Source organism: Solobacterium moorei (assembly GCF_036323475.1).
GTDB lineage: Bacteria > Bacillota_I > Bacilli_A > Erysipelotrichales > Erysipelotrichaceae > Bulleidia > Bulleidia moorei.
In genome coordinates this window covers 883,266-901,515 of record NZ_AP028934.1, presented here as the reverse complement: position 1 = coordinate 901,515, position 18,250 = coordinate 883,266, and the positions used below count along the sequence as shown (strand labels likewise).

General features: G+C 35.7%; 23 protein-coding genes and 3 tRNA genes. 6 read left to right on the top strand and 20 right to left on the bottom strand.

All coding sequences use genetic code 11. From position 1 onward, the window contains the following. Positions 1 to 11: 11 nt before the first annotated feature. The 11 genes from RGT18_RS04530 to RGT18_RS04480 form a co-directional block, all read right to left on the bottom strand. Complete coding sequence (locus RGT18_RS04530) at positions 12 to 800, bottom strand: DNA adenine methylase (RefSeq protein ID WP_028078853.1); 789 nt, start codon at positions 798 to 800, stop codon at positions 12 to 14. Then, positions 800 to 1,063 carry a hypothetical protein gene (locus RGT18_RS04525; RefSeq protein ID WP_037404442.1) on the bottom strand — a complete coding sequence of 88 codons (264 nt, stop codon included), beginning with the start codon at positions 1,061 to 1,063 and terminating at the stop codon, positions 800 to 802. Before RGT18_RS04525 ends, RGT18_RS04530 begins: the two co-directional genes overlap by 1 nt. A 157-nt stretch (positions 1,064 to 1,220) precedes the next feature. After that, positions 1,221 to 1,532 carry a hypothetical protein gene (locus RGT18_RS04520; protein ID WP_028078854.1) on the bottom strand — a complete coding sequence of 104 codons (312 nt, stop codon included), beginning with the start codon at positions 1,530 to 1,532 and terminating at the stop codon, positions 1,221 to 1,223. After that, positions 1,529 to 1,948: a hypothetical protein gene (locus RGT18_RS04515; protein WP_028078855.1), complete on the bottom strand. Its 420-nt coding sequence runs from the start codon at positions 1,946 to 1,948 to the stop codon at positions 1,529 to 1,531. Before RGT18_RS04515 ends, RGT18_RS04520 begins: the two co-directional genes overlap by 4 nt. Beyond that, positions 1,941 to 3,293, bottom strand: coding sequence for a PcfJ domain-containing protein (locus tag RGT18_RS04510; protein ID WP_037404443.1), 1,353 nt, complete (start codon positions 3,291 to 3,293; stop codon positions 1,941 to 1,943). Before RGT18_RS04510 ends, RGT18_RS04515 begins: the two co-directional genes overlap by 8 nt. Beyond that, a complete protein-coding gene (locus RGT18_RS04505; protein ID WP_028078857.1) occupies positions 3,290 to 3,700 on the bottom strand; it encodes a Cas9 inhibitor AcrIIA9 family protein in 411 nt (136 codons plus the stop codon). Before RGT18_RS04505 ends, RGT18_RS04510 begins: the two co-directional genes overlap by 4 nt. Next, the gene (locus RGT18_RS04500; protein WP_028078858.1) at positions 3,687 to 4,538 is read right to left on the bottom strand and encodes a hypothetical protein; all 852 of its coding nucleotides are present in this window, start codon (positions 4,536 to 4,538) and stop codon (positions 3,687 to 3,689) included. Before RGT18_RS04500 ends, RGT18_RS04505 begins: the two co-directional genes overlap by 14 nt. Positions 4,539 to 4,648: 110 nt before the next feature. Continuing rightward, positions 4,649 to 4,831, bottom strand: a complete 183-nt coding sequence (locus tag RGT18_RS04495; RefSeq protein ID WP_338175340.1) for a hypothetical protein — start codon at positions 4,829 to 4,831, stop codon at positions 4,649 to 4,651. Positions 4,832 to 5,004: 173 nt separating this feature from the next. Beyond that, positions 5,005 to 5,184 carry a hypothetical protein gene (locus RGT18_RS04490; protein ID WP_028077750.1) on the bottom strand — a complete coding sequence of 60 codons (180 nt, stop codon included), beginning with the start codon at positions 5,182 to 5,184 and terminating at the stop codon, positions 5,005 to 5,007. 159 nt (positions 5,185 to 5,343) lie between these two features. Beyond that, on the bottom strand, positions 5,344 to 5,622 hold the full coding sequence (locus RGT18_RS04485; RefSeq protein WP_028077749.1) for a hypothetical protein: 279 nt from the start codon (positions 5,620 to 5,622) through the stop codon (positions 5,344 to 5,346). A gap of 15 nt (positions 5,623 to 5,637) precedes the next feature. Next, a complete protein-coding gene (locus RGT18_RS04480; RefSeq protein ID WP_028077748.1) occupies positions 5,638 to 5,847 on the bottom strand; it encodes a helix-turn-helix domain-containing protein in 210 nt (69 codons plus the stop codon). Between the two features lie 204 nt (positions 5,848 to 6,051). On the opposite strand from RGT18_RS04480, the gene RGT18_RS04475 reads away from it, so the two are divergent. From RGT18_RS04475 to RGT18_RS04465, 3 genes are read left to right on the top strand one after another with little or no spacing between them, the layout of a single operon-like run. Beyond that, entirely contained in the window at positions 6,052 to 6,738 is a 687-nt protein-coding gene (locus RGT18_RS04475; RefSeq protein WP_028077747.1) for a helix-turn-helix domain-containing protein, read from the top strand. A 2-nt stretch (positions 6,739 to 6,740) separates the two neighbouring features. Beyond that, positions 6,741 to 7,502 (top strand): ion transporter, encoded by a 762-nt coding sequence (locus RGT18_RS04470; RefSeq protein WP_037403578.1) that lies wholly within the window; start codon positions 6,741 to 6,743, stop codon positions 7,500 to 7,502. A gap of 28 nt (positions 7,503 to 7,530) precedes the next feature. Continuing rightward, on the top strand, positions 7,531 to 8,565 hold the full coding sequence (locus tag RGT18_RS04465) for a site-specific integrase (protein ID WP_028077745.1): 1,035 nt from the start codon (positions 7,531 to 7,533) through the stop codon (positions 8,563 to 8,565). Positions 8,566 to 8,649: 84 nt separating this feature from the next. Here RGT18_RS04465 and RGT18_RS04460 read toward each other — a convergent pair. After that, positions 8,650 to 8,723: transfer RNA gene (locus tag RGT18_RS04460), tRNA-Gly, on the bottom strand. A gap of 61 nt (positions 8,724 to 8,784) precedes the next feature. Between RGT18_RS04460 and RGT18_RS04455 the strand changes: the two genes are divergently transcribed. Continuing rightward, positions 8,785 to 9,846, top strand: a complete 1,062-nt coding sequence (locus RGT18_RS04455) for an A/G-specific adenine glycosylase (RefSeq protein WP_028077744.1) — start codon at positions 8,785 to 8,787, stop codon at positions 9,844 to 9,846. 23 nt (positions 9,847 to 9,869) lie between these two features. On the opposite strand, the gene udp is transcribed toward RGT18_RS04455, so the two are convergent. Next, entirely contained in the window at positions 9,870 to 10,652 is a 783-nt protein-coding gene (udp, locus tag RGT18_RS04450) for a uridine phosphorylase (protein WP_028077743.1), read from the bottom strand. A gap of 204 nt (positions 10,653 to 10,856) precedes the next feature. On the opposite strand from udp, the gene RGT18_RS04445 reads away from it, so the two are divergent. Both RGT18_RS04445 and RGT18_RS04440 read left to right on the top strand, forming a co-directional pair. After that, positions 10,857 to 10,930: transfer RNA gene (locus tag RGT18_RS04445), tRNA-Glu, on the top strand. Positions 10,931 to 10,941: 11 nt separating this feature from the next. Further along, positions 10,942 to 11,012 (top strand) — tRNA-Trp (locus RGT18_RS04440). A gap of 80 nt (positions 11,013 to 11,092) precedes the next feature. On the opposite strand, the gene RGT18_RS04435 is transcribed toward RGT18_RS04440, so the two are convergent. The 7 genes from RGT18_RS04435 to RGT18_RS04405 all read right to left on the bottom strand — a co-directional run bounded on the left by RGT18_RS04435 (position 11,093) and on the right by RGT18_RS04405 (position 18,248). Further along, positions 11,093 to 11,656 (bottom strand): hypothetical protein, encoded by a 564-nt coding sequence (locus tag RGT18_RS04435; protein WP_028077742.1) that lies wholly within the window; start codon positions 11,654 to 11,656, stop codon positions 11,093 to 11,095. Positions 11,657 to 11,734: 78 nt separating this feature from the next. After that, complete coding sequence (locus RGT18_RS04430; RefSeq protein ID WP_028077741.1) at positions 11,735 to 11,974, bottom strand: holin; 240 nt, start codon at positions 11,972 to 11,974, stop codon at positions 11,735 to 11,737. A 3-nt stretch (positions 11,975 to 11,977) separates the two neighbouring features. Then, complete coding sequence (locus tag RGT18_RS04425) at positions 11,978 to 12,280, bottom strand: hypothetical protein (RefSeq protein ID WP_028077740.1); 303 nt, start codon at positions 12,278 to 12,280, stop codon at positions 11,978 to 11,980. A gap of 15 nt (positions 12,281 to 12,295) precedes the next feature. Next, complete coding sequence (locus RGT18_RS04420; RefSeq protein ID WP_037403576.1) at positions 12,296 to 13,279, bottom strand: LysM peptidoglycan-binding domain-containing protein; 984 nt, start codon at positions 13,277 to 13,279, stop codon at positions 12,296 to 12,298. Between the two features lie 130 nt (positions 13,280 to 13,409). Next, on the bottom strand, positions 13,410 to 14,057 hold the full coding sequence (locus RGT18_RS04415) for a carbohydrate-binding protein (protein ID WP_028077739.1): 648 nt from the start codon (positions 14,055 to 14,057) through the stop codon (positions 13,410 to 13,412). Positions 14,058 to 14,068: 11 nt separating this feature from the next. Next, on the bottom strand, positions 14,069 to 15,790 hold the full coding sequence (locus tag RGT18_RS04410) for a hypothetical protein (protein WP_338175331.1): 1,722 nt from the start codon (positions 15,788 to 15,790) through the stop codon (positions 14,069 to 14,071). Next, on the bottom strand, positions 15,783 to 18,248 hold the full coding sequence (locus RGT18_RS04405) for a hypothetical protein (RefSeq protein WP_162141215.1): 2,466 nt from the start codon (positions 18,246 to 18,248) through the stop codon (positions 15,783 to 15,785). Before RGT18_RS04405 ends, RGT18_RS04410 begins: the two co-directional genes overlap by 8 nt. Positions 18,249 to 18,250 lie beyond the last annotated feature (2 nt).

Here is an 18,250-nt window from a genome sequence, read left to right as displayed (position 1 = left end):
ATCTATAATTTTTAAAACAATTTATTTTCTGGCAAATAATTCATCCACAGAACCTCTGTTCGTTTATTTGACGATTCTGCAAGTGTATTTTTGGTTTCTTTATGCCAATTTTTCAGGACTGAATTGTACATATCATTTTCGTATCCTGAAATCATAATTTTTGCAGGATGGTTTTTGATTTCTTTTAACAGTTGAACATGTTGCTCGTCTGTCATTTCGTGATGATACATGTTGCCTTTTCGCGTACTAAGCAGATAAGGCGGATCTAAATAGATAAACACATCCGATGTATCATATCTTCTTATCAATTCCAACGCGTCAAGATTTTCTATTTGTACACCTTTTAAGCGTTCAAAGGCAGCTTGTAAAATATCCGGATACTCGTTCCAACTTTTCGCAGGGTTTGGAGATGTTCCGCATTGGCCACTTCTAAAACCATTTTTATATCTGTTTCCAGCACCAATTGACATGTAACACTTAATCGCGAATCTTCTCGCCCTTTCAACATTGTCTATTCCTTCAGGATTGCTCCATGCATATTCATATTCATCTCTGCTATATGCTGTGAGTTCAATTGATTTAATCAATCTATCTGGATTATCACGCAGTGTTTTGAAAAAATTGAATACATCTCTATTCAAATCGTTTATTGTTTCGATATGCGCTTTTTGTTTCTTATTGAAGAATATCGCGCCGCCGCCAAAGAATGGCTCAAGATAAACTTCATGCGATGGGATGAAGCTGCATATCCAATTTGCAATTCTATTTTTTGCTCCAGGATATTTGATTACAACGCTCATTATTTATACGTACCCCAATCTATCGCCTGTCCGCAACTCGCACAAAAATTAACACGTTCAGTGTATAATCTGTTGCAAACTGGACAATTGAATTCAACTGCACCATTTAGCCGTCTTTCTGCTTTCCAGTTTTTTGGCTTTTTAGGTGTCGCCTTATCCACCAATTCCTGTAAGTTTGATTTCCAATCATGTATACTTTTAAAATTTGTAAAATGGCTTAACGCTTTTACAAAATTATCTAAACTGTCTTGATATTTATTCATTTGAAAAATCCTCCCATATAAAGGCAGAACATGATTATTCCAAAAGCGAGCAAACTCGCCCAAAAATTATATTTACCTGTTCTTTGCTGCCCATGTTTCGCTAAATCCATGCCTAAACTAAGCGTATATAACGCAACAACTACTATTGACCATATATTCATTCTTTTACCCCTTCTTCTCTGCTCTCTTTGTCTAAAGTAATTTGAGTAATGTAGTAATTCACGTAGTCATCAAAATCCCCTTCAAGATAGATTTCATATTCTTCTTCACTTAGCCCTGATTGTTCAAGCGTTATCTCTTCATTTAGTACCCTGAGTGCAAGTTCTTCTTTTTCAGAGTATTCATCATCCTCTTTTTTCTTTCTATCCCTTAATTCTTGTGCCTTTTCTAAAGTGGTAAATGCTCCCAAGATGGTATCCCATTCATCTTCGTATTCACCGCCATTTTCATGTACGATATAGATCTTCATAACCCCAACTCCTCTAAGGTGTATGCCTTATTCACTTCCATTCCTTTATACATTGTGCCTTTTTCAAAGGCCGGAAGTTCGCAATAGTCATAATCTTTTTTCATCGTTATATGTATGAATTCATTTTCACCATAATAACTTTCAACTTTCTCAATACATTCAACATCTTTTCTAAATGGCTTGATAACTGCTGATAGATAAGCCTTTTCTTTTTCGGTTAGAATTTCAGGAACATATTCTTCTTCTAACCACCCAATCATTTCTCTCATCGCGTCACATGCAAACACGCCGCATGGATAGATTTGCTGATGAATTGTTTTTCCTCTGATCTTTAAATTAAAGAATAGTATCTTTCCATCTTTTGTTTTTGTAGAAATATCCATTTGTCGCAAATTATATTTTTCTTTATTAAGCATTCTTTCTTCCTCTTGTCACTACTTTCTTTTTCCAGATTTCTGCTGCTTCAAATACACCTTCTGGTGGTTCTTGATTGTACTTTGCACGAATCTGTACGATTTCTTTTTTGCAAAATTCCATTGTATATAAAGGTTTATTTGGATCTTCTGAATTTCTGATAAATACTATTGTTGTTTTTCCAGAAGCATGTCTATCAACATATGTACTTACACAGTGATGTAATACGGAACCTTCTTTAACAATGTCACTCGCTCTTTTAGGCAAGATGAACTTAAGACCATTAATCTCCATTTCCATGTAATTTCTCGTTTTAATGAGTTCATCAAATTTATTTTTTAATTCTCTATCACGGTTTCGTTTAGCTTTTGCTTCTCGTTCACGTTCAAGAGCATTGTTGAGTTCCACAAGATGATCATGTGCTTGTCTAAGGTTTCTAGGACATGCATTTGTATCGTTAATTGGTACATTGCATTGTTCCATTAGTTTCAGATAGTCGATATAGTATCTGAAATCTATCTGATTTTTAATAGCCCAATTTTGAAAGTGTATAATTCCAACACAGGATGGAATCCTGTCAAAATTCACATGAGAAATATACTTCTCAATTCCAGCAATCGCTTTTCCGTTTCTTTCTCTGATTTTTTCATCTAGAATTACCTTTTCGAATCCAAAATCTGAATTTTTGATTTCGTGTTTATGTTTTCGCAACCATTTTTCATTCATGATTCTCATATCGCATTGTTCAGACATATACATCAGTTCATATGCAATCCGTCGTGCCTTAATCTTTTGCAAGAATTCTATTTCACGACGATATTTATAAAATCGCCTAATTTCATAAATGCTTATAGGTTTTTTCCATTCAATGTATTTTAGTTCCGATTTTTGCTTTAGCATCTCATCGAAATCATTCTCATACATGATCACTCCTGAATATGGACCACCCATTGAGAACTGTCGGCATAATCCAAATTGATAGACATCATTCAGAAAATAATTTTGGCTACACTGAATATGTTCATCGTTTTCGAATAACTCGAAATTTACTAGCTCACATTTAATATCCTGAATTCCTCGATTGTATCTTGAATAAAAACCATAGGATTGTATTTCTATGCGTTTTGGCGTACATAGAGTGATTGCAAAACATTTATAGCAATCATAGAAATCTGTCCGCGTATTCTTATTCAATCTTTTTCGTATAACTTTACATCCTTTTCGATTTGATGAAATTACTTTGTCTTTATTTGAAAAAATAATTGTCGGAATTTGTGAGTAGCACCAATCAAAGAATGCTTTCGGAGCTTTCAAGCGTCTTTTGACATAGTAATCTGCATCTCTCATAATTCAAAAAGATTAATCCTTTCAAAATATGCCTTCTTATGATTCGTTTTAACATCGATTTTAGGCGATTGTTTCTTTGCTACAGGTTTCTTGTCATTGCTTGTAGTCACCGATGCTGTAACACTTGATTTGACTTCTTTAAGGTCTGAATTGAAGTAATCTACAACCCAACCAAACACAACCGAGTCAGCAATCATTGCACAATTGTTTTCTTTGCTCTTATATGCATTATTAGCGCAGTATTCAAGCGCTGCTTTAATTGTTTTGCCATCCTGGCATATCTTCTCGAATAAATCATCGTCTTCCTGTTCACAAAGCCAATTGTGAATAGGATCTATTGACCGTGAATGTTTTTGATTCATCTCTTCATTCATCTTTTCCAATGCTCTTTGTTTAATCTCCGACATGTTCTAATCCTTCCTTCTGCAGCTTCTGCATTCTTTCAATAAGTTCCTTTGAAGCTGGTGTGCCTTCTGGTAGAGTTCCTGCTTCTTGTTGTCGGATATATTCCGGCATTGATATTTTTGTTGATGATTGTGAAGCGTTAATCGTTTCTCGTTCTGAACGTGCAATCCAAGAATTGATAAATCGCATGATTCCATTCTTCGTCTTCCGCTTCGTTGGATTAGTTTTAAGCCACTGGCTCATCTTCATAATCTGATCGCGTACGTCCACGCCTGGATAAGCATCCACGAATTCGTTTAGATGATTTTCTGAAATGTGAAACCGAGAACCATCTTTCAGAATTAAAGGTGGTAATCCGGTTGCCTGTTCAGATGCGAACGAAGTTTGCTCCGGACAAGTAGTATTTATATCTTCTTTACTTCTTATATTTCTTATTATTCTTATATTGTCCGCACTTTGTTCCGCAGTTTGATACGCACCTTGTTCCGCAGTTTGTTGCGCATTTAGTTCCGCAAGGGTTTCGCCAACATCTTGAAATTTGTCGTAATTTACTATGCTTATGTGCGTATATTTGTTTGTAGATTTTAATGTAATCATCTTTTCATTTTCAAATATTTTTAGCCACTTGCGGATTGTGTTATCTGATTTAATGCCGGTTACGAGCATCAGATTATTGATTGACGTTATCAATTCACCTCTCTTTACTTTTCGCCCTTTAAAGTAACCATCGGTCCAATTTGCTAAAAGCAATACATGCATCCATATCGTGAATGCATAGTAGCAATCGTGATAGCGCCATTCCAATATCTGGCGGTCTATCTTAATAAAACCTTGTTTCATATATGTCCTTTGCCACACTTACAATTAGTTTGTATTTTCTGTGACATATCCTTTCTTTTAAAGCGGTCTAGTGCAACCAATGCGTAAGCGTTAGACCAGTTATCGCCTTTCTATTTATTTAGTTTTGCATTGGTTGCAGCTAGTGTTCTCGCCCCTGCAAGCGAACGTAATACTTCCCGATATGTAAGCTCCTTTTTTTCTAAAATTCTGTATATCTGAGAAGCTGTACGTTCGACAATGGCATCTCTTGCAGATTGATTTTCATATTCTTCTAGTGTCACTTGTTTCTTCATATTCTTTTTCTCCTATCAACAGTTTCAACTGTTCTAATTGTTTTTTTGTTTGATAAAACTTGCATTGTAAGCATTCATTCTTAACTTCAAACACCCTGTACCCTGCTTTAATTGGTGGGCAACATTGTGTTTCTTCATTCCATCTAGTGCATTGCTGGCAATCAAAGCGTTGCTTAATCACATTGATCACTCATTTCATTAACTTTGCGTTTGAATTGCTCCAGCCTCGATAATTCGAATTGAAATGCAGCTTCTGCTTGCTCATCATTCAGGATAACAACTCCTTCTGTACTAATTTTTTCGGTTGGCAGTCCCTTTAATCTGCGAAGCTTATTTCTGATTAACTCATTCATAGGTCGATACCCACCAAGAATAAAAACGCTTTTACAAAAATGCATATAAACATTGCAAGTAATGCTATTTCTTCAAGCGTATTAATTAAGTTCTTTTTTAATTTCATGTTTTACTCTCAACTTTCTATTTGATATAATGAGAGTGGCTTTAATCAGCCACTATTGAGCGCTCTTACTTTCGACGGACGGAGCGTTTTTCTTTTGTTCCGGGTACATATTCAATAATTCTTTCAGCGTGTATCCAATTAATTTTGCAACGGTTTTCGTTCTTACTTTGTAAGAAAAAATGTAATTGATGCCTAATTCTTGTTTGTCAATTTCCTGTGCCTTATTAAACAATGTATCTAAGTCTTTTCTCGTATAACCGGACAATCTTCCGACATCCGTTTTCTTTAGATAAGGCATTCTGACAAGTTCAGCGTTGCTGTGTAATCGCATTTTTCATCCCTTCCTTTAAACTTCCATAGAATCACTTAACAGCGCTTCCATTGAAACCCCGAAATAATTTGCTATCTTATAGAACTTCGGCACTTTAGGATAGCTTTTTCCTTTTTTCCAATCGCTGAATGTACTGCCCGGGATTCCTGTTTCAGCAGAAATCGTTGAAACCGAAATATTTCGTTGTTTCAGCAATTGTTCAAATTTTTCATAATCTGGTTGCACCTCTTCACCCCCTTTTTTAGGAATTTCTTATTATTTATTGACGTAATTAGGAAATCCTATATATAATAAATTTGCGAAAGATATTACATAGTTTAACTGGCGTTTTATTTAGATTTCCTAACTACATAATTACTATAAATTGGGATTTCTAAATTGTCAACGCATATTTTTCGGTTTTCTAAATTTTAGAAAGTGAGAACATATATGTATGATAGATATTTAGAATTGCTTCAAATGTTTTCTGTAAAAAGTTCTGATGTTGCAAAAGCAACTGGAATTCCGCCTTCGACATTCAGTGATTGGAAACGCGGAAAATCATCCCCAAAGTATGAAAAATTAAAGAAAATAGCTGATTATTTCTCTGTGAATATTTTGTGGTTGCAAGGATATTCCGACGATAAATCACCATCTTATTCAACCGATGAAAATGCTTCTATGGCTATGTCTTATTTTGGTCAGGATTGGGAAGAGAAAATAAAAAAAGGATCCCTTATTCCTATACGTGGATTCAGCCGTGCCGGCATCCCTAATTTGGCGATTGAAGATATAAATTATGATGATCCGGATGAATGGGAAGAAATTGATCCTAAATTAGCAAAGTCAGGATTGTTCTTGGCGTTACGCATCAAAGGTGATTCAATGCAACCAGAATTTAATGAAAATGATATCGTTATCGTCAGAAGCCAAAGTGATGCAAATAACGGTGATATTGTCATCGCGAAAGTAAACGGTGACGAAGCGTGCTGTAAGAAACTATTTAAACGCAATGATGGAATCATTCTCCATTCACTCAATCCAGAATACGCACCAATGTTTTTTAGTTTTGCAGACATAAAAGATAAACCGGTAACAATCATTGGTAAAGTCGTCGAATCAAGAAGGAAGTATTAATTATGAATTATTCAAAATGGCGGCAAAGACTTTTTGAATTAGTTGATGTCGTAGATACAACCGGTGATAATATTCCGGATTTCGACGCATACGATTTATTTATGATGATCGTAATTTTTGTTAGTATAGTTCCGCTTTTATTCAAAAACGATACTCATATTTTAATATTTATTGATAAAATTACCGTAGTTATTTTCATAATCGACTATCTTTTACGATGGATTACCGCAGATATTAGAGATAAATCACATTCACTACTTTCTTTTATAAAATACCCATTTACACCAATGGCTATCATGGATCTGCTGTCAATCATTCCATCTTTGACATCACTCAATGATTCATTTAAATTACTTAAAATATTCAGAATGATGAGAACATTCAAAATGGTACGGGCATTAAAGGTTTTCAAAGTTGCGCGTGCTGCAAAATATTCAAAATCATTATCAGTTATTATTGATGTGTTTAAGCAATCAAAAGAGCCGCTCATGGCAGTCGGCACATTATCAGCAGCATACGTATTCATTTCTGCTTTGATAATATTTAACGTTGAACCAGATTCGTTCAAATCATTCTTTGACGCAATATACTGGGCAATCGTTAGTCTTACAACAGTCGGATATGGTGATATTTATCCAACAACGACTATCGGACGAGCGGTCGCAATGGTTTCATCTATATTCGGCATTGCTATTGTGGCATTGCCAGCAGGCATCATCACCGCCGGATATATGAAAAGTGTGAATTCTAAAAATAACGAATAAATATATAAACAAAGAAAGAAGGTTAGATATGTCCGTCGCAAAAGATAAACCTACTGGGCTTTGGTATTACGTTTTTAAAGTAAAAAATCCAATTACGGGAAAAATATCATGGAAAAAGAAACGTGGCTTTGAAACGAAAAGAGATGCCTTAAATGCTGAAGCAGATGCACAGCGATTGGCGCAAGACACTTCCGGAGAATTGACTTTTAGAGAAATGGCACATCAATGGGAAAGTTATCATCAATCATCAAAAACAATGATAGAAAAACACTGGGAAAGTTTTAATAAACGCTTTGCTGAATATTTGAATGTTCCAATCAAAAAGATAACCAAAAAAGAATTAGCCAACTGGTACAATATGCTTTCAAAATCAGAGTATTCAACATCAACTAAGAATCATACTATTTCTTATGTTAAATCTGTATTTAGATATGCCTCAATGATATATGATATAAATGATATTTCCTCAATTCTGCACTCTTTCAAAAAAACAGATGAAGAAATCATGAAAGAAATGGATATATGGACTGTAAATGAATTTAACAAATTCATTAAATATGTCGATATTCCAATTTATAAATTGTTCTTCAAGTTCTTATTTTGGACTGGTTGCCGTCGTGGTGAGGCTATAGCGTTACAGAAGAGCGATTTTAAAGATGGATGGATAAATATCCACGCAAGCCAAAAACACCACAAAAACGGCTTAAAACCGACCAAAACAAAGGCAACAAGAGTTGTTCAGTTGGATGATAAATTGATAGAAGATATCCAACCATTATTAAATGGCAATGGTTACTTATTTGGCGGTAATCACGGACTGTCAATTACACAAATACAGACGCAATTTAAAAAAGCAATTAAAGCATCAGGCGTAAAAAATATACGTTTGCATGATCTTCGGCATAGTCATGCTACTATCTTAATCAATAACGGTGTAAATATCGTTGCGGTGTCAAAACGATTAGGTCACGCAGATATTGAGACAACTTTAAAAACATATACGCATCTACTAAGTGATACAAATAAAGAACTGATAGATAAAATTAATGCTATAAAAACATAAAAATTGAGTAAAAGTTGACCAAAAGTTGACCAAAAGTTGACCATTACATAAGAAAACCCGCTATTTATGCGGGTCTTTTCTATATGGAGCGAGCAACGGGAATCGAACCCGCACATCAACCTTGGGAAGGTTGCATTCTACCATTAAATTATGCTCGCATATTTGATTATATTGTATCTAAAATGACTAACCCATACAATATCTGTTAAAATAAATCAGATGAAAAATACAGATATCAAGAAGTTAACACAATGGTATGACCAAAACAAACGCAGTATGCCTTGGCGTGATACAGGCAATCCTTATGATGTTTGGTTAAGCGAGATTATGCTGCAACAAACACGTATTGAAGCTGTTAAGCCAAAGTATATTGCATTCAAAAATGAGTTACCTGATATAGCTAGCTTAGCTAACTGCGATGACGATCGTCTGATGAGACTTTGGGAAGGTCTTGGATATTATAGTCGTGCAAGAAATCTAAAAAAGTGTGCCATATTTTTGATGGAATATTATGATGGTAAGTTGCCGAAAGACTTCGAACTACTAAAGATACTCCCAGGTATCGGTCCATATACAGCCGGTGCTATTGCTTCGATTGCATATAATCTTCCAGCACCAGCAATTGATGGAAATGTACTACGCGTACTAACAAGATATTACGGAATCACAGAGGATATTCGTTTACCAAAGGTAAAAGAAATGATCGAAGAAAAACTCAATGATTTCTACAGTCCTAAACAGTTAAATCCTAACTATGCCTCATTTAATCAAGGTATCATGGAACTTGGTGAAACTATCTGTGTACCAAACGGTGCTCCCCAATGCAAAAAATGTCCGCTCAATAAAAACTGTTACGCATATCAAAATCAGATGGCAGATAGCATCCCATATCGCTCTTCCTTAAAAGATAGAAAGATATTAGCGCGTACTCTCTTTATTATTCGTGATGATCAATCCTTTTTAGTTCATAAGCGACCTCACAAAGGACTTCTAGCAGGTTTATATGAGTTCCCTGGAGTGGATGCACATCTAACAAAATCAGAAATGATTAGTCATGTTGAATCATTAGGGTTTACTCCCCTTAAGATTACAACCCTACCTGAAGCAAAACATATCTTTACGCATCTTGAGTGGCACATGCGTGCATATGAAATCAAGGTAGCAGAAATCCAACATACATTAGATGAACATTACTACCTCGCAAATAAAAAGGAACTGCAATCACTTGCAATCCCTTCTGCATTTAGAAAATATACTGATTGGTATTCTCTTAGAGACTAACTCATTCTTTATGAATGAGTTTTTTAGTCAGCACTACCATCCTGTTCAATCAAGTACTTGACCGCTTCAATCGCTGCCTTGATTGCTAGGTCTGTATCGTGGACTTGTGGGTTTGGTAAACCTGCTCTTTGACGTTCTTGGTTTGCGACTGTAAGAAGTACAGTGCCACAGCGAACGTGTAAATAACTAGCTACGATAAATAGAGCTGCAGATTCCATTTCAGAAGCCTTTGCACCCATCTTGAGCCAAGCATCCCACTTACGAATTAAATCTGGTCCATTTGGAAGCGTTTCTGGACGATGCTGTCCATAGAAAGCATCCTTACACTCAACAACACCTGTATGATATGGATGTTCAACACGACGAGCACCTTCTACCAAAGCATTTACAATATCTAAGTCTGGAACAGCTGGATATTCAATAGGAGAATATTCCTTTGAAGTTCCTTCCATACGGATTGCGCCGGTTGCGATAATTAGATCACCACTTTTAACACTTAAATCCATGCCACCGCATGTACCTACACGGATAAATGTATCTGCGCCAACTGCAGTTAACTCTTCCATCGCAATAGAAGCACTAGGTCCACCAATACCTGTTGAAGTAACAGATACCTTTACACCATTTAACCAGCCTGTATAAGTTACATATTCACGTGAGTCCGCTACGAGTTCGGCATCATCGAAATACTTTGCAATTTTGGCACAACGCTTTGGATCTCCTGGTAAGAATACGTATCTTCCAACATCACCTTTCCCAACACCAGTATGATACTGTTTTCCACTACCCTCACTATAATCAATCATAAAACCTCTCCTTCTACATATTATAACGATAATAATCAGTCGTTCTGTTGATGTAATTATATCAGACCACTATATTAAATAAATAAAATTACGTTAGATATGCACTAAAATAAGCACTTATTTCTATCCGAGCAAATTTTTTTGATTTTTTTGAATAAAATGATTGCAAACAATTTCTAGGCATGCTATATTATACAAGCACTTGGCGCGTTGGTGAAGTGGCTTAACACACCGCCCTTTCACGGCGGCATTCACGGGTTCGAATCCCGTACGCGTCACTTTTTATTTTAGGGGTATCGTACAATGGTAGTACATCGGTCTCCAAAACCGCTGATGGGAGTTCGATTCTCTCTACCCCTGCCTACATACTCAAAATCGAACTCTGAAATACTAATCATAAACAACGTATGTTTAAGAAGAGTTTATATACAATAAAACCGCTAACTATATAGCGGTCTTTTTTGTTCTATATTAAAATAATCACCTGCAATAGATAATATTTCTTCTTCTGTATAGATGTCTGATAATTCCATCATTCTTTTTAATAATGCTCTGCGTACAAAGTCTTTACGCACTATCATTTCTTTATCATACATTGTATTATACACATAATCACCAAAAGCATACGCATCTAATTCAAGTGGTTGTAATTCATAATTTTCAATTTGATTTCCAATATAGCATTTTAAATTATTTCTCCATGCATCTACCAATTCTTTCGGCTCTATCATGTAAGCCATTGGACTATCACAAACGATATATTGATAAACATGTCTGCATTCATGTAAACAAGCGTTATATAATATAGACTTATTTTCATAATCAATATTCAAGTAAATATGATAATGGTTTCCTTTTTTTATCGTTGTTGCAATTTCCTTCCCTTGTTCCTTCATATATTTCGGTATGTTGTAATGGATATATGGAGTGGGAATATCAAGTAAATCACATGCAACATTTATATAGTTTCTTACCTTTAGTTTAATATCATCTTTATTTTCCATGTTTACAATATAAAATAAAATTCCCCCTACCGCAATACCAATCACGATAAGGGTTAGGAGGAATTTAGGAAAAGCAATTTATTTTAAATCTTCTTCGGTAGTATTTTCTTCGACTTTTACTTCTGGCAAACCACCAAGTGAAGTAAGAATGGAAGCTACCGCTGTCACACCAGCGATTGATAAAATCTGCATCCAGTTCAGATCTGTAAAGCCAACTGCCCCAGTACCGATGAGTGATACCGCTGTTTGTGCTGCTGTTTTAATTGCTCTGATAATTGCTGATGCAAACCAACGTTGCCAATATTCTTTTGTTTTCATGACTTAATTACCTTCTTTCTTTTTTTCTAATTGTTCTAGTCTTGATGTAATCAAAACTAGCGTTGCTTCTTCTGTTGCTACTTTTGATTCCAAGGATGTAACTCTTGCGGTGACATCCTTGGTTGTTGATTTTAAATCGGCAAGCACTTCCTTCATACTGTCGATACTCGCAAGTATCTTTCCAGTTTCTTTTGCTTGTGATTCGCTTCCTTTGCCTACAGTGATTGCTACAACGATTGCGGATATGATTACACTAATAGCACCGATTATAAGTTGTATTGTTACTGGATCAATACCGTTATTCATAATGTAGTGCCCTTTCTATCTGGTTCTGATAGTTGTGCCAGCATAAATCTTATTTGGATCAACAATACCGTTAATTTCTGCTAAATATTGATATGTAGTTCCGAATTTTGCTGCAATACCAGATAATGTATCTCCGCTTTGAATTGTGTAATATTCTTCACTTGTAGTGTTAATAGGTGCAGTTCCATCAATACGAATTTCTTGTCCTGGGTAAATTTTGTTTGGATCAGCAATATTATTAATTGCAGCTAGGTGCTGGTAAGTCGTACCATACATGTTTGCAATTCCACTTAATGTATCACCAGATTGTACGATGTATGTTGTACCATCAGTCTGTACAGATGGTTGTTCGTATGTCTGTACTTGTGGTTGCGGTGCAACATATTCACCGCTTGGATTAGCATATTTCATCCATGCTTCTGGATCTCCATAGAACTTGTCTAAATCAACACCACCGTCATATCCATAAACATGACCATTACTACCTGCATACTGTCTCATTGCACAATCGTAAGCACCTTCATTCCATGGTGTATCTTGATAATATGTAGGCTCATATGATGCATATTGTGCTACCCATAAACCATAATCACCAATACCAACCACTTTATCTAAAGCACTTGCTTGGATATATACTAATGGTCTTACACCTGTTTGGTTATAAACGTTATCACACCATGCTTTTACCCATCCATTAGGGTTTGCGTTCCAAGCTGCATTATCGCCTGATTCAAAATCAAGTACTAAAATTCCTTTACGGATATACCCTTGAATGTTCTGCAAGAAGAAGTTACTTTCAGCAATAGGATCTAAACCATTTGCGTAATGATAAACTCCAAATAATTTACCCATTTCAATTGCTTGCTGCACATGCATATCACAACATGGATTAATATATCCTGTACCTTCCGTTGCTTTTACAACCACAAAATCATAGTCAATGTTGTGTAAGTTTAAATTGCTTTGCCAACTAGCAATATCAATACCTTTTAATGTCATCTTCATTTCTCCTTTAAACGTAATAAAAGGCTATCTCCCTTGTTTTTTTGGGAAATAGCCTTTGCTATCTTTGCTTTATTTTGTTGTCACTTTTACTATAATTCATTTTTATGAAAATTCAATTATGACGTTATTTTCTCTTCCATCCAAGTGCTAATTCAGATGGCTCTCTTGCATTATTATTCCAAGTGCATTCCCATAAAATGCCTTTGTGTATAACAATATCACCTGCATTGTATTCCTTACCTTTTATCCAGTTTGGATATTGTGGTTTAGGGTTTCCGCTTCCGTCATTCTTAGCGATAACATATAACCCTAATGCTTTATCAGGCGTTTTACCATCTTCTGCTATGTATTCGCTTAACGAAACATATACAACGTTATTGTATGCAATTCGCATGTCCTTTTGACATTTTAAACCAATAACCCACTTATCAAGATACTTAATGTATTTATAAACTGTAGCAATATCAGCAATTTGCAAATACTGGTTGATTAAAGGCTTTGTTTCGTTATATGCTTTTGCATCAAGATCTTTCTGCGGAACATCAGATAAGATGAATGAGATTGTATATCCTTCATTGTTTTTGGAAAACGTCATTGGATCTGTGTACATTTTATGTGTGACGTTTTCATCATCAAAACTAATCTCATGTATAACACCCACTTCAAAACTATCAATTAGTGGCTTTATGTTTTCAAATATTTTGCGCTGAAATGTGACAACACTTTTGTTACCACTTGGGATTTCCGTGAATTTTAAACCATCTATATACATTATTTCCCTTTCTATGCAGATTTAACAAACAATCCGCTAACAATAACTTTACTTGCTGGTGTTATATCGCTTGGTGTGGACCAGTTGAAAATGTGTGTCATAACCCCATTGGCAGATACATTTTTTATTGTTGTTATGCACCATGTAACCGTATGTGCATCATAGAAACACAACAATTTATATCCTGCCGGTATAGAATACGGAACATTTATATACGCAGCCTGTTGTCCAGGTAGTGGGCGTGTATCAGCTGAAAATTCTCTTACAATAAATGTATCATTTCCGCCAATAGCTAAGCCACCTTTTGCATATGTTGTTCCCAGTACAGCTATGTCGCCCTCGTTATAAATTCCACATGGATTGTTTCCGTTTTTTCTGACCCATAGCATGTGTACGCTTGTTGTGAGTTTCCCCAAGATCATAGACCACAGATTGCCCGATAAGATATATGCTTTTTCAGTAGATTGGCCATAACTGTCCGTGACCTTTAGAGTAAGATTGTAATTCTTATCATAGGAATAACCATTGATACGTTGCTTGACTTTAAATTCATTACCCGACAACTGGCTTGTAGCATTTACACTGTGTCCAGCATCATCTTTTACAGTAATAGTCAATGTGTTATTTTCGCCATTATAGAACGTTCCTTTTGCGTTAGCATAACCATCATTTACTGTTGGATTATCACGCTCTGCGGTAAATTCTGTAATGGTTGGATAGAAGTAAGGAACATATGTTCCATGCCATTCTTGTATTGTTTTAAATCCACGGCTATCTTCAATGACAAATTGTATGTCACCATTCGTCATACCTTCTACTTTCGTGCTATATGTACCGTCAGCAAGGCTTAAAGGGAACTGTTGTCCATTGTGCAAAGCATATACACTTTTGACTGTTGCATATCCCCTTACATCTGCTTGCATGGTAAGCTTTTTCTTAGATAAATACCTAAACACTTTATCTTCCGGAATGTTAGTATTACCAACTTCCTTTACGCTTGTAGTATTGATTACCGGTGCATACTTTTCTTCTGGTAAATCAATGAAAAAGGCTATATTCATTGCTCCAATCATTGTGGCGTTCGGATCACTGCTAGAATACGTTCCGACTCCAAGATAGCCATATACAGATTTTGTATTAGTAGCGTACTTGATCATCTCTTCTGTAGGTTTAAATACGTATTCCGTATCAATATCATTTGTATTAAGCCATTTATATCCACTGCTACCAACTACCCAAACAAGTGAATGTCGATAGGCCGCAACCTTTTTATCTAACACTAATGTAAGCGTATCTGTGCCATCGAGTTTCACATGGTTCTTTCCATTCTTCCAAGATGGCGTACTTGCACGTGGTATATTAGGTAGTTCAATGTTTTTTTCTAAAGATGCATCCGCATCGCTAAAATAAAAACTTAGATTTGCATTGATACTTGTTGAATAGTTTCCGTTATTATCGTGGTAAGCCCAAAAGCCACCACTTATCAACGTGCCGCTTCCATCTAATCTTCCACCGCCACTTACCTCTTCGCAACCTGTTGCTGTAAAGTTCCAAGTTCCGGAATAGATATAGCCTTTATTGAATGAATATGTAACTTTAACTTCAACATAATCACGGTTTAATTCAATGCTGTGATACTGTGAATTTATTCTTGCTTGAAGTTCATAAATAACTTCGGCAGCACCTGGTGTTCGTGTTGCTTCTGTGATTACTTGCCAATTATTACTAAGCATTACCATTATTTATATCTCCAATCCAGTTTATAATTGTTGCTTTGACATTTGCAGTTTTGATAGTTCCGTTTACAAACTGTGTTATTTCAGCTTCTGTTTCCTTTGCTTCTACTCGATGTGCACCTGCACTTAAGTGTTCAAGCACTCGCAAATATGCAAGCATACTATCTACCTTGTCAAACTTTGCTAACAATGTGCCGTCAGACTTCTTCACGTTTACACCATTTGTATCGATGGTAGTAACTGTATCTTCTTTATCACTACCAATATGGAAACCGTGTTCATCCAATTTATCAGTGATAACATTTACCGTCTTATCGAACTCTGTACGTTGTACCGTTCTACTAAAGCCGTCTACAGTTTGTTGTTGTAGCGTTTTTAGTTCTGTCTTGATAGTATCTACACCACTTTTATTTTCTGTTGTTTGATTAACAAGATGAGTGATACTGCCATTCAACTGTTCGATAGTTGATTTATTACTAATAGATATATCCGCAAGGCTATTCAGTAAATCATCTTTAATAGGTGGTTCAGAATAACCCACACTATCATCTGTGAATGTGGTCTTTAATCGTGTCCATATCCAAGTATCAGCAGTTTTAGAAGGCTGTACGTTCTTCCATTCACCACCCGTCACTTCGGTCTTTGAAGTAGATAAATAGTACTCTGTTTCAACTGATTTAATGCCCTTACCAGTCTTACCTGCAATCGATGGAGAATACACTTCTGATGATGTACCATCGCTATATTTCCACGTTGCTTTAGTCCATAGGGTATAACCTTCATTTACTAAAGGGATATCATTTAACCATTCACCTGTAGGCACTGTGGTCGAACTGTTACTAGCCTGGTATGTGAGTGTAGGACTACCTACGATTCCCCTACCTGTATCACCCTTAATTCCTGTCAATTCAAACGGCTCATGCTTGATTTCAGTACCATTGTTAGCAACATCTGCAAGCATGTACCACATGTGTTGTCCGACAATCGTAGAAGGCTTTACAGTGGACCATCCATTATTGTCTTTTGAAGGTTTATCAGCAGATACTGTTTGTAAATAATATTGCTTTGTACCTTTGATACTGCCCTTAGATTCTTCTGTTAAATCCGAAATGGTTTCTGTCAATGTCTTGTTACCTAATTTAATTAGGTTTACATTGATTTCACCATCTTCATTCAACATGAAGTCATCATGTGTTTTAAAACCATCTGAACTATGATACAAGCCACCACGGATGAATCTCCACCCCTTTGTAGTAGATGTAATAGTAGGTGTGTTTGATATCTGGAAACCTGCTATCTTATCACTTGTGAATGGAACAATGTTGCCATCGCCATCAATGAAGTTGTAATAACCATCCTTTGCACCTGCAATTTTGCCAAACATCTCTTCAATCAACTTACGATTGGTTCTATTTGCTTCACGGATAGCCTTTGTAATAGGACTTTCTTTTGTTACTGCCAACTTATTGCTATTCGTGTAACTTTCAGTCTGCATGGATAAACCACCATTGATACTGATTTTTTGGTACATGATCCATGTTTCAAGGGTGTTGCCTTTGTTATCAGTAAACGATACTCTATCACCGATTTCTCTACATGGATTGCCTACGTCTGTAACAGTAAGTGGCACATAGTTCATATCACATATATAACTAGGCACTGTGCTTTCAGCAGTAATGTATGGGTTGATATAATTGATACCTTCTCCAGTGCCGGATGTATATGCATTCTTTCCATCACTTACTTTTACACTTCCGATTGTTACCTTCTTTTCTGTCACAAGTTTACTGATGGTTCTTCCTTTACGTGACATATGTGCATTTTTAAACACAATATCCGCTTGATTTCCAGAACTATCCACAACATCCATACTGTACTTATAAGGAACAATATTACCTGTACGATCTACACGTAGGTTATATCCATCATAACCTGCAATATCAGCCAACAACTGCTTATACGTTGTGTGTTCTTCAATCTCATTTATCGTTTTAAGAGTGAACATCGTTTTATTCAATACTTGCATCCCTGTGTATCTTTCGATTTCAGAAATGATAGTCTGTACATCTCTTGAATTGATGTTCTTTACAACTTCATTCATTCTTGGGTGAAGTGCGTATGCAGTGATTGTGTAAGTACTGTCGTGGTTGTCCTTATACTCATTTACATAGTATTTGCCTAATGGCACTTTCATTGAATCATCACCATTCAAACTAGAAGATACTTCAATATATCCATTTGTGATATGGTCGTTCTTTATCCAAGTCTGCATGGTTAGTTGGTTATTACATAACTGTCCTAACTTCAATGATTTATCAGATTGTCCGATTTCAATAATCTCAATATTTGATATTTGTCTTACTGCAAGTTGTTCATTACCATTTAATAAAACAGAAAAGGTAAATGAACGACTTTCATAAATAGCAGTGTTGTAGTTGTCATTTACTCTTAGCATAT